The sequence below is a fragment of the Rhizobium sp. 862_C5_N1_2 genome (assembly GCF_051811205.1).
GTDB lineage: Bacteria > Pseudomonadota > Alphaproteobacteria > Rhizobiales > Rhizobiaceae > Rhizobium > Rhizobium leguminosarum.
The window spans coordinates 4,593,001-4,605,000 of sequence record NZ_JBPWPT010000001.1; the positions used below are offsets into that span (position 1 = coordinate 4,593,001).

At 61.2% G+C, this 12,000-nt stretch carries 9 protein-coding genes and 1 pseudogene (1 of these 10 only partly in view); 6 read left to right on the forward strand and 4 right to left on the reverse strand.

All coding sequences use genetic code 11. The features are described 5' to 3' along the window. Positions 1-5 precede the first annotated feature (5 nt). The 5 genes and pseudogenes from ACD590_RS22575 to ACD590_RS22595 form a co-directional block, all read left to right on the forward strand. Positions 6-98 (forward strand): annotated as a pseudogene (locus tag ACD590_RS22575) (GNAT family N-acetyltransferase); the annotation flags it as partial. After that, positions 95-1,402 (forward strand): ATP-dependent protease ATPase subunit HslU, encoded by a 1,308-nt coding sequence (hslU, locus tag ACD590_RS22580; protein ID WP_011649875.1) that lies wholly within the window; start codon positions 95-97, stop codon positions 1,400-1,402. The pseudogene ACD590_RS22575 and the gene hslU, both read left to right, overlap by 4 nt. 189 nt (positions 1,403-1,591) lie before the next feature. After that, positions 1,592-2,539, forward strand: a complete 948-nt coding sequence (locus ACD590_RS22585; protein ID WP_439003390.1) for a DUF1402 family protein — start codon at positions 1,592-1,594, stop codon at positions 2,537-2,539. Between the two features lie 47 nt (positions 2,540-2,586). Continuing rightward, positions 2,587-3,999, forward strand: a complete 1,413-nt coding sequence (locus tag ACD590_RS22590; RefSeq protein ID WP_112905611.1) for a cytochrome P450 — start codon at positions 2,587-2,589, stop codon at positions 3,997-3,999. Positions 4,000-4,084: 85 nt separating this feature from the next. Next, on the forward strand, positions 4,085-6,256 hold the full coding sequence (locus tag ACD590_RS22595) for a malate synthase G (protein ID WP_439003391.1): 2,172 nt from the start codon (positions 4,085-4,087) through the stop codon (positions 6,254-6,256). Between the two features lie 78 nt (positions 6,257-6,334). On the opposite strand, the gene ACD590_RS22600 is transcribed toward ACD590_RS22595, so the two are convergent. Next, positions 6,335-7,018 carry a L,D-transpeptidase gene (locus ACD590_RS22600; RefSeq protein ID WP_018244199.1) on the reverse strand — a complete coding sequence of 228 codons (684 nt, stop codon included), beginning with the start codon at positions 7,016-7,018 and terminating at the stop codon, positions 6,335-6,337. Positions 7,019-7,197: 179 nt separating this feature from the next. Here ACD590_RS22600 and ACD590_RS22605 point away from each other — a divergent pair, with 179 nt between their 5' ends. Then, positions 7,198-7,692: an MmcB family DNA repair protein gene (locus ACD590_RS22605; protein ID WP_027682292.1), complete on the forward strand. Its 495-nt coding sequence runs from the start codon at positions 7,198-7,200 to the stop codon at positions 7,690-7,692. 23 nt (positions 7,693-7,715) lie between these two features. Here ACD590_RS22605 and ACD590_RS22610 read toward each other — a convergent pair whose 3' ends face one another. From ACD590_RS22610 to hrpB, 3 genes are all read right to left on the reverse strand, one after another. Beyond that, positions 7,716-8,294 carry an ActR/PrrA/RegA family redox response regulator transcription factor gene (locus ACD590_RS22610; RefSeq protein ID WP_025396545.1) on the reverse strand — a complete coding sequence of 193 codons (579 nt, stop codon included), beginning with the start codon at positions 8,292-8,294 and terminating at the stop codon, positions 7,716-7,718. Between the two features lie 67 nt (positions 8,295-8,361). Further along, positions 8,362-9,690 (reverse strand): ActS/PrrB/RegB family redox-sensitive histidine kinase, encoded by a 1,329-nt coding sequence (locus tag ACD590_RS22615; RefSeq protein ID WP_408988001.1) that lies wholly within the window; start codon positions 9,688-9,690, stop codon positions 8,362-8,364. Between the two features lie 23 nt (positions 9,691-9,713). Then, positions 9,714-12,000 carry the 3' portion of an ATP-dependent helicase HrpB gene (hrpB, locus tag ACD590_RS22620; protein ID WP_439003392.1) on the reverse strand. Its footprint extends 179 nt past the window's final position, so only the last 2,287 of its 2,466 coding nucleotides appear in the window; its start codon lies beyond the right edge, outside the window; its stop codon occupies positions 9,714-9,716.

Here is a 12,000-nt window from a genome sequence, read left to right on the forward strand (position 1 = left end):
CTAGACGAACAGGCCTTCGAGGACTTGGCGAAACAACGACGAATTACGGCCGGGCGCTGCTAATGGCCCTGGACCGCCAGGAGAATAACACCCAATGACGACTTTTTCCCCCCGCGAGATCGTTTCCGAACTCGACCGCTACATCATCGGCCAGCATGATGCCAAACGCGCCGTCGCGATTGCGCTGCGCAACCGCTGGCGCCGCCAGCAGCTCGACCCGAGCCTGCGCGATGAAGTCATGCCGAAGAACATCCTGATGATCGGCCCGACCGGTGTCGGCAAGACCGAGATCTCCCGCCGCCTGGCAAAACTCGCCGGAGCACCCTTCATCAAGGTGGAAGCCACCAAGTTCACCGAAGTCGGCTATGTCGGCCGCGATGTTGAGCAGATCATCCGCGATCTGGTCGAGGTCGGCATCGGTCTGGTGCGCGAGAAGAAGCGGGCCGAGGTGCAGGCCAAGGCGCATGTGAGCGCCGAGGAGCGTGTTCTCGATGCGCTGGTCGGTACGACAGCATCGCCCGCTACCCGCGAAAACTTCCGCAAGAAGCTGAGGGATGGCGAACTCGACGACAAGGAAATCGATATCGAGGTGGCCGATGCCGGTTCCGGCATGGGAGGCTTCGAAATTCCTGGCATGCCGGGCGCCAATATCGGCGTGCTGAACCTGTCGGAAATGTTCGGCAAGGCGATGGGCGGCCGCACCAAGAAGGTCCGCACCACAGTCAAGGCCTCCTACAGCGACCTGATCCGCGACGAATCCGACAAGTTGATCGACAACGAAGTGATCCAGCGCGAAGCCGTTCGCTCCACCGAGAATGACGGCATCGTCTTCCTCGACGAAATCGACAAGATCGCCGCCCGCGACGGTGGCATGGGCGCCGGCGTTTCGCGCGAAGGCGTTCAGCGCGACCTCTTGCCGCTCGTTGAAGGCACGACGGTTTCGACCAAGTACGGACCGGTGAAGACAGACCACATCCTCTTCATCGCCTCCGGCGCCTTCCATGTCTCCAAGCCCTCGGATCTTTTGCCGGAGCTGCAAGGCCGCCTGCCGATCCGTGTCGAATTGCGTCCGCTGAACAAGGATGATTTCCGTCGAATCCTGACCGAGACGGAAGCGAGCCTTATCCGTCAGTACCGCGCACTAATGGAAACCGAAAGCCTGAGCCTCGAATTCACCGACGACGCGATCGACGCGCTTGCTGATGTCGCCGTGCATCTGAACTCTTCCGTCGAAAACATCGGCGCACGCCGTCTGCAGACGGTCATGGAGCGGGTGCTCGACGATATTTCCTATAACGCGCCGGATCGGGGCGGGACGGCCGTGACGATCGATGCCGCCTATGTGCGCGAGCATGTCGGCGATCTCGCACAGAACACCGACTTGTCGCGCTTCATTCTGTGATATCGGCGCACCGGTTCATGTCTTTCCCGGTATGAATGCCGGATTGTGACGAACTCGACTCTCGACAGCGGGCCTTTTACTTTCTAGTGAAGGCCCGTTTTGTTTTCTGCTCCGGCTTTATTCGGCCAAGATTCTGGTCCAGGCAGCCGCATCGCAAACAGGACGATGGAACGGACGGGATAACGGATCGTGCGACGCCTTTTGACAAGCCTTATGATTGCCGTTGCCCTGGTGAATTCGGCGCCTGCCTTCGCAATGCAGACGGTGCCGGCGGGCAATCGTCACGCTGAGCAGCCCGATATTCCGGGCGCTTCCATCAGGCGCACCAAGGGCACCAAGAGCAGCTTCGATCTGAAATACGAAAAGGTTCATGAGCTTCTGGCGACCGATCGCGAGCTGATGGGCAAGATCCGGAAGATCTCCAGCGCCTACGGCATCAATCCCATCCATGTCGTCGGCGCGATCGTCGGCGAGCACACCTATAATGTCGATGCCTATGACCGGCTGCAGGCCTATTATGTCAAGGCGGCCTCCTATGCCGGAGAAAGCTTCCGCTTCGCCTATGACGGCGAAAGCGTCGACGAATTCGTGGCGCGGCCGCAATTTTCCGAATGCAAGGGCAAGGGCGATTCCTACACGCTCTGGTCCTGCCGCGAAGATGTCTGGGAAAGCGATTTCCGCGGCAAGACGGTAGGCGGCAAGAGTTTCCCCAACAACCGCTTCAGCGCGGTCTTCTTCCAGCCTTTCTACGCCGGCCAGACCTTCGGCCTCGGCCAGGTCAATCCGCTGACGGCACTGATGCTCTCCGATCTCGTGACCCGCGTGTCGGGTTATCCGAAGCTGAATGAGAAGGATGCCGGCGCCGTCTACAAGGCAATCATGGATCCCGATATCTCGCTCGCCTTCGTCGCGGCTTCGATCCGCAGGTCGATCGACGACTACAAGGAGATCGCCGGCATGGATATCTCGGGCAATCCCGGCCTGACGGCGACGCTTTATAATGTCGGCAATTCGCGCCAGCGCGCCGCAGCACTTGCTGCGAAGAACCGGGGCGCCGGTACGACCGTCTGGCCGGAAGAGAATTATTACGGCTGGCTGATCAACGACAAGCTGGACGAACTTAAGGGCCTGCTCTAGCTTCAAGCTTGCCGGGAAGCTTAGATCTTCCCCGAAAGGCTTTTACGATGGACATGCGTCCGGACCCCTTCGTTCCGCCAGCACCGCTGCCGCGTACCGTACCGCCGAGCCGGCTGGAAATCATTCGCATCATTCTGCGCAATCCGCTCGAACTCTGGGGCGAGCCGTCCTACACGCTTCCCTGGATCCGTACCAATTTCTTCGGGCAGAGGACGCTGATCGTCAACGATCCCGGCCTTATCAAACATGTGCTGGTCGACAATGCCAATAATTACCGCATGTCGGATGTGCGCCAACTCGTCCTGCGTCCGATCCTCCGCGACGGCCTTCTGACCGCCGAAGGTTCGGTCTGGAAAAGATCGCGCAAGGCGGTGGCGCCTGTCTTCACGCCTCGCCACGCCCAAGGCTTCGCCGGGCAGATGCTGCGCCAGTCCGAAGACTATGTCCGTAAATATGAGAGTGCAGACGAGGCAGGCGCAATTTTCGATATCAGCACCGACATGACCGAGCTGACCTTCGCGATTCTCGCCGATACGTTGTTCTCCGGTGAAATCGTCACCTCGAGCGGCCATTTCGCCGACGATGTCAATGAACTCCTGCATCGCATGGGCCGCGTCGATCCGATGGATCTGATGCGCGCTCCGTCCTGGGTTCCACGTGTGACACGCATCGGCGGTCAGAAAGTGCTGGAGAAATTCCGCGCCATCGTGCGCAACACGATGGATATGCGGCTCGCAAAGATGAAGGCGAATCGCAGCACCGCGCCCGAGGATTTCCTGACCCTGCTCCTGGAACAGGCCGGCCCTGAGGGGCTGACGAAGGAGGAGATCGAAGACAATATTCTGACCTTCATCGGCGCCGGGCATGAGACCACAGCCCGGGCATTGGCCTGGACGCTGTATTGCGTATCAAACAGCCCGCATATCCGCGAAGCGATGGAAGAAGAAATCGACGCGGTGCTCGCCACCGGGGCTGAACCCGTGGAATGGCTGGATATGATGCCGCAGACGCGCGCCGCCTTTGAGGAGGCTTTGCGCCTCTATCCGCCGGCGCCATCCATCAATCGCGCCGCCATATCGAATGATTCCTGGACAAGCCCCAAGGGCGAGCGGGTCGAGATCGAGGCCGGTGTCACGGTGCTGATCATGCCCTGGACGTTGCATCGCCACGAACTTCACTGGGACAGGCCACGTGCCTATATGCCCGAACGCTTCCTGCCGGAAAATCGCGGCTCGATCGGCCGTTTCCAGTTCCTGCCTTTCGGCGCCGGTCCGCGTGTCTGCATCGGTGCAACATTTGCACTTCAGGAGGCGGTGATCGCCCTTGCCGTCCTGATGCATCGCTATCGTTTCGATTCCACCGATCAGACCAACCCCTGGCCGGTGCAGAAGCTGACGACGCAGCCGCAGAATGGCCTGCCGATGCGCGTGACACCGCGCATAATTTCCACGAAGGCATAAATCTTTCGAATTATTGCAGAATTGACTGTGAATGAAAGCCGGGCAAAGTGGCAGCATTCAAAGTCGTTGCCAGGGAGAATGTCGCATGAGCCGCGTTGATAAGAACGGTCTTGCCATCGAAACCGTCCTTCATGATTTCCTCGTCAAGGAGGTGCTGCAGGGTCTGGCGGTCGATGCAGACAAGTTCTTTGCCGATTTTTCGGCGATCGTCCACGATCTCGCCCCGAAAAATCGTGCGCTGCTGGCAAAACGCGACGACCTGCAGGTGAAGATCGACGACTGGTATCGGCGGCATGGCGCCCCGGCGGATATGGACGACTACCAGTCCTTCCTTCGCGAAATCGGCTATCTCCTGCCGGAAGGCTCGGACTTTCAGGTTTCGACCCAAAATGTCGATCCGGAGATCGCCTCGATCGCCGGCCCGCAGCTCGTCGTTCCCGTCATGAATGCCCGCTATGCTCTGAACGCCGCCAATGCCCGCTGGGGCTCGCTCTACGATGCCCTCTACGGCACGGACGCGATTCCCGAGAGCGACGGCGCCGAGAAGGGCAAGGGCTACAATCCGAAACGCGGCGAGAAGGTCATCGCCTGGGTGCGCGATTTCCTCGATACATCAGTGCCGTTGCAGGACTGCCGCTGGAAGGATGTCGGAAGCTTCGCTGTCAAGGATGGAGCGCTGGTCGTCAGATCGATCGATGGCGAGCAGGCAATGCTGACGGACGACAAACATTTTGCCGGCTATCGTGGTGACGCCGCCGCTCCCACGCATCTTCTTCTGAAGAACAATGGTATTCACATCGAAATCGTCATCGATGCGACGACGACGATCGGAAAAGCCGATCCGGCCGATATTTCCGATGTCTGGCTGGAGTCGGCAATCACGACAATCATGGACTGCGAGGATTCGATTGCCGCTGTCGATGCCGAGGACAAGGTCGTCGTCTATCGCAACTGGCTCGGCCTGATGAAGGGCGACCTGCAGGAAGAGGTGGCAAAGGGCGGAACAAGCTTCATCCGCAAGCTCAACCCGGATCTGCAATATGCCGGTCCGGACGGCACCTCCTTCGAGGTGCATCGCCGCTCGCTGATGCTGGTGCGCAATGTCGGCCACCTCATGACCAATCCGGCGATCCTCGACCGCGACGGCAACGAAGTGCCTGAAGGCATCATGGATGCTGTGATCACCGGCTTGATCGCGCTTTACGATATTGGCCCGGCCGGCAGGAAGAAGAATTCCCGCACCGGCTCCATGTATGTGGTCAAGCCGAAGATGCATGGGCCCGAAGAGGTCGCCTTCGCCGTCGAAATCTTCTCGCGGGTCGAAGATGCGCTTGGCCTGCCGCGCAATACCATCAAGATGGGCATTATGGATGAGGAACGCCGCACGACCGTCAACCTCAAGGAATGCATCCGTTCTGCCCGCGAGCGCGTCGTCTTCATCAATACCGGCTTCCTCGATCGGACCGGTGACGAGATCCACACCTCGATGGAAGCCGGTCCGATGATTCGCAAGGGCGACATGCGTCAGGCGGCCTGGATTTCCGCTTATGAGAACTGGAACGTCGACATCGGCCTCGAATGCGGTCTTTCCGGCCACGCCCAGATCGGCAAGGGTATGTGGGCGATGCCCGATCTGATGGCGGCGATGCTCGAACAGAAGATCGCCCACCCGAAGGCTGGCGCCAACACCGCCTGGGTGCCGTCGCCGACGGCCGCAACCCTGCATGCCACCCATTATCACCGGGTCAATGTCGCCCGAGTTCAACAGGGACTGAAAGACCGCGCTCGCGCCAAGCTCTCCGACATTCTCTCCGTGCCGGTTGCGGTGCGGCCGAACTGGACGCCCGAGGAAATCCAGCGCGAACTCGACAACAACGCCCAGGGCATCCTCGGCTACGTCGTGCGCTGGGTCGATCAGGGTGTCGGCTGCTCGAAGGTGCCCGACATCAACAATGTCGGCCTGATGGAAGATCGCGCGACGCTGCGCATTTCGGCCCAGCACATGGCGAACTGGTTGCATCACAAGGTCGTCACCGAAGCTCAGATCGTCGAGACCATGAAACGCATGGCCGCCGTCGTCGACGGGCAGAATGCGTCGGATATCGCCTATCAGCCGATGGCCGGCAATTTCGACGATTCGATTGCCTTCCAGGCTGCCCTCGATCTCGTCCTGAAGGGTAGGGAACAGCCGAACGGTTACACCGAGCCGGTGCTTCACCGCCGTCGCCTCGAGCTCAAGGCGAAACAGGCCGCCTGATGGCGTGAGGGAGGATGCGAAAAAGGCCGCCGGGACGACAGTCCGGCGGCCTTTTTTATACCGAATTCGGCAATTAGCTTACTGGATGACGACGACCTTGGACGTGCCCTTGCCGGGACGGACGCGGCTGTAGAGATCGATGACATCCTGGTTCATCAGGCGAATGCAGCCCGAGGAAGCGGCGGTGCCAATCGAGGCCCATTCCGGCGTGCCGTGCAGGCGGAAGAGCGTGTCCTTGCCGTCTTCGTTGAAGAGATACATGGCGCGCGCGCCGAGAGGATTGGTGAGGCCCGGGCCCATGCCGTCTTCGACGTACTTGGCGAGATCAGGCCGGCGGACGGCCATTTCCTTTGGCGGGTGCCAGTTCGGCCATTCCTGCTTCCAGGCGACGTAGGCGGTGCCGGCCCATGCGAAGCCCTGCTTGCCGACGCCGATGCCGTAGCGCATCGCCTTGCCGTTGGCCAGGATGTAATAGAGGAAGCGCTCGCGCGTGTTGACAATAATCGTACCGGGGCGCTCGGTGGTCTCGTAGCTGACGACCTGGCGACGGAACTGCGGCTTGACCCTATCAATCGGGATCGCCGGCAGGGAGTATCCGGCATCCTTCGTCACGCCGTAGGCGTCATTGAAGATCTGTGCTGTCTGTACCGTTGGGCCTGCGCCCTTGTCGTCGACGGATGCGCTGTCTGATGTCGTGGAGCAACCGGCCAGAGCGAGCGTCGCCAGCAGGCCAAATACAGGGAATGCATTGCAGATGCGCATGGATGACTCTTGAAGTTTTGGGGCAAGGAGAACGGTCTTTCGACCATCGTTGATTATGGTTTATTTTCGATTAACTTGCGCTTTGCAAGGCTACTGCAGCGCGACAAATCCGTCTGCCGCGCAAATTAGAAGCGCATGGTTTTTTTGCAACAACACGCCAGTCCCTCTGATGGTTATCCATGACGATTTTGAGCGTTTACAATAACAATCCGTTAATCGATGGCCGGCAATCGGACAGGGCCATGATGGTACGGCGCGGAACGCAGATATTGCTGCATGAAATGCGCCACGCCGTGCTGCCCGAACTGCCGCTAGCCAGCGGCCGCCGCGCCGATCTGATCACTCTTTCGGAAAAGGGCGAGGTCTGGATCATCGAAATCAAGACGTCGATCGAGGATTTCAGGGTCGATCGCAAATGGCCGGAATATAGGCTGCATTGCGACCGTCTATTCTTTGCGACTCACAAGGATGTGCCCTTGGAGATCTTTCCCGAGGAATGCGGACTGTTCCTGTCGGATGGTTATGGCGCCCATATGATTCGCGAGGCGCCGGAACACCGCATGGCGCCGGCCACGCGCAAATCCGTCACGCTCAACTTCTCGCGTGCCGCCGCCCAAAGGCTGATGATGGCCGAATGGGCGAGCGGAAAACCGTTCACTGTGGACGACGTCTGATTATAAGCGCGCGAGGTGTTCGTCTATTTCGGCGCGCGTTTGGCAAGGATACGCTGCAGCGTCCGCCGGTGCATGTTGAGCCGGCGCGCCGTTTCGGAAACATTGCGCTCGCACATTTCATAGACCCGCTGGATGTGTTCCCAGCGCACGCGGTCGGCCGACATCGGATTTTCGGGAAGCTCAGCCTTTTCGCCCGGCCGCTGTGTCAGCGCCGAAAACACGTCGTCGGCATCTGCAGGCTTTGCAAGATAATCGACGGCGCCGAGCTTCACGGCCGTTACCGCCGTTGCGATATTGCCGTAGCCGGTCAGCACGATGATCCTGGTGTCGTCGCGCCGCTGACGGATCGCCTCGATGACGTCGAGCCCATTGCCGTCGCCGAGCCGAAGGTCGACCACCGCATATTTCGGCGGCCTGCCTTTCGATTTCGCAACGCCCTCCGCCACTGATTCGGCCGTCTCCACCTGGAAGCCGCGCGTCTCCATCGCCCGTGCCAGGCGGCGCAGGAACGGCCCGTCGTCGTCGACGATCAGCAGGCTGGCGTCGGGACCGATATGATCCTCGTCCGACGCGGCGAAATTGTCATGATTCTGTTCTGTCATCGTCTCGGTCCCGGCGGTTGAGCGCCCGATCTGCGTCAACCGCTATATCCTGTTTATGCCGACAAAGTCATTTTGTCGAATTTGCGTCAATCAGCATGCGCGGCCATTCGATTCGGATACGCGCGCCCGCACTTTCCGGATCGCGGTTCTCGAAAACCAGCGATGCGCCGGAGCGCTCCAGCAGCGTCTTGGCGATGAAAAGTCCAAGCCCGAGGCCGCCCGCCGTATCCTCCTTCTGCCGCTTGGTCACATAGGGTTCGCCGATCCGCGTCAGAATGTCAGGCGCATAACCGTTGCCATCGTCCTCGATGACGATCAGCACTTTGTCGTGATCGTGCTCGACAGTAACGATCACTTTCTCCCGCGCATAATCGACGGCGTTTTCGATCAGGTTGCCGAGCCCGTACATGATGCCGGCATTGCGGTCGGTGACCGGCTCACCCTTGCGCGGGCTCTTTTCGATGAGCTCGAGAGCGATACCGAATTCCCGGTGCGGGGCGACGATCTCCTCGATCATCGACGAAAGCGGCAGGCGGCGCATATGCGCCTCGTCTTCGGAGGAAAGCGTCGTCAGCCGCCGCAGGATGTCACGGCAGCGTTCGCTCTGGCTGCGCAGCAGCATCACGTCCTCGCGGAAACGATCGTCGTTCTTGAGTTCCCGCTCCATTTCCTTGGCGACGACGCTGATCGTCGCAAGCGGCGTACCGAGCTCATGGGCGGCCGCAGCCGCCAGGCCGTCGAGCTGCGACAGATGCTTTTCCCGCTGCAGCACCAGTTCGGTCGCAGCCAGCGCATCGGCAAGCTGGCTCGCTTCCATCGAGACCCGATAGGCATAAAAGGCGGCAAATGCCATCGTCGAGGCAATCGAGCACCAGACACCGAACTGCATGACGTTGTGCACGTTGATCTCGACCCCGTCGAACCAGGGCAGGGGAAAGGGCGAAAAGGCAAGCACCGTGATGCAGACCATCGCAAAGCCGATCAGCGCGGTGCTGTAGCGGATCGGCTGCGAGGCAAAGGAGATGATGACGGGCACGCAGACGAGCGCCGCGAAAGGATTGGCAAGGCCACCGGTGATGAAGAGCAGAGCGCAGAGCTGCAAGAGATCGAAGCCGAGCAGCGCAAAGGCGGCTGGCGGTTCCAGCCGATGCGTCGGCGGATAGCGGATCGTCAAGTAGAAATTCACCCAGGCAAGGGCGGCGATCAACGAAGAGCTGGCAATCAACGGCAGAGGAAATTTCAGCCAGAAGGCAACGATAAAAACCGTCAGCGCCTGTCCGCCGACGGCAAGCCAGCGCAGCCGCACCAATGTCTGCAGACGCAGCCTGCGGCTGTTGTGCCGGTCCTCCAGCGTATAGCCTTCCGTGTTGTCGATCATGCTAGGCTTGTCGATCATGCCGGGGGCTCCTTGAATGGCCCTCATGTACCACGCGGTTTTGCCCGTGTCGTCGGCAACGCATCCTCCGGCCGCTCCGGCCAGGGATGCCGGGGATAGCGGCCGCGCATATCTGCACGCACATCCTTCCACGAGCCGGCCCAGAAGCCCGGCAGGTCGCGTGTCGTCTGGATCGGCCGGTGCGCCGGCGAGGTGAGCTCGAGCAGCAGCGGCAGGCGGCCACCGGCAATGGCTGGATGCTGCTTCAGTCCAAACAGCTCCTGTACGCGGATCGTCAGCACCGGCTCCTCACCCTCATACTGGATCGGATGCCTTTGGCCGGTCGGCGCTTCGAAATGCGTTGGTGCAAGCCGGCTAAGGTCGCGCTGCAATTCGTGCGGTACCAGCGCTATCAGCCCGTTCGAAAGGCCGGCTGCGGAAATCTCGGAAAGGCCGCGGGCCTCGGTCTGAAAGGGTGCGAACCACTCGTCCAGCCGGGAAAGCAGGGCGCTGTCGCTGACATCAGGCCAGGGCTCGCCGATCGTCCGATGCAGGAATCCGATCCGCTCGCGAAGCTGCACGGCCTCTTTCGAGAAGGCAAGCTGATCGAGCCCCAGCTCGCGCACTCCCTCCACCAGTGCCTGGGTGACTGCTGCCCCGGAAGGTCGTGGCAACGGCGTCTCTTCGAAGACGATCGCGCCGAGTCGGGTTGCCCGCCGCGCTCTGACTTGCCGGCTCTGTCGGTCGAAGAATATCTGGTCCCCGGTTTTCATTTCGCCGGGTAACTCGGCTTCGATGTCGCCGCGTGTCACCTCGGCAGCTGCCAGAATCCGCGCCTGGGCTGCCCGTCCGGTCAGGTCGGCAATCACCAGCATCTGGCTGCCGGCCAGCCTCTCGGTTTCCGGTAGCTCCGCTCCACGCCCGTTCGCCATTACGAATCGCCCGCGCCCGCCGCGCTGAAGTGCGATTCGATCTGGGAACGCATGCAGCAGCAGCTGGCCTGCAAGCGCCGGCGCCGTTGAGGCAACGCTGTCGAGACCGCTTGCCAGCCGTCCTGCCAGCCGCCTTGAAGCCTCCGCTCTCTCGCCCCGCTCGGCCTTGAAGCGTCGCAGCCGCTCCTCGATATCGATACTCGTTCCGCCAAGCCCCTGCTCGGTGAGAAGCACGGCGATCATCGCCGCATCCCGTGCGTGTCCCGCTTCTCCGGCCGAGACGACCATGGCGGCAAGCCGCGGCGGCAAAGCCAGATCGCGCATGACCTTGCCCCGCGCTGTCAGCGCTCCATCCTTGTCGAGCGCTCCGAGCTGGCCAAGCAGAACCCGCGCCTCCCTCAGGGTCGTTTCCGGCGGCTGATCGACGAAGGCAAGCGATGCCGAATCTTGAACGCCCCAATGCGCGAGGTCGAGCACCAGCCCCGAGAGATCGCTGGAAAGGATCTGCGGCGGTGTGAAGGCCGGCAATGCCGCCGTCTGTCCCTGGTGCCACAGCCTGACCGCGATGCCCGGCTCCGTTCGTCCGGCACGACCCGCCCGCTGATCGGCGGAAGCCCGCGACACGCGCACCGTCTCCAGCCGCGTGATTCCGGTCGACGCCTCGAACACCGGCAGACGCTGCAAGCCGCTGTCGATCACGATCCTGACGCCGTCAATGGTGATCGATGTTTCGGCGATAGACGTTGCAAGCACGATCTTGCGTGTCCCCTGGGATGCCGGCCGGATCGCCGCATCCTGCTCCTTCTGGCTGAGATTGCCGTAGAGCGGCGCAATCAGCGTCTCGGCTCCGAATCGTCCCTGCAGGCGTTCTACGGTTCGCGTGATTTCCGCTTGGCCGGGCAGGAAGGCAAGGATCGAGCCGGCCTCATTGGCATGCGCATCGAGTATTGCCCGCGTGACCGCATCCTCGATGCGCTCGCCGCCCGGCCGATCGTGGTAACGGATATCGATCGGAAAGCTGCGCCCGAGGCTTTCGATCACTGGTGGGTGGTCGAGCAGGGCGGCCACGCGTTCGACGTCGAGGGTCGCCGACATCACGAGGATACGCAGATCGTCGCGCAGCGCCGACTGGACGTCGAGCGCCAGTGCGAGTCCGAAGTCTGCGTCCAGCGAACGCTCGTGGAACTCGTCGAAGATCACGACCGAGACACCGGTCAGTTCCGGATCGTCGAGGATCATCCGGGCAAAAACCCCTTCGGTCACCACCTCGATCCGTGTCGCTGCCGATATCCTGTTGTCGAGGCGCATGCGGTAGCCGACCTGTTCGCCGACCTGTTCGCCGATCAGCGATGCCATCCGACCTGCCGCGGCCCGCGCCGCCAGCCGACGTGGCTCCAGC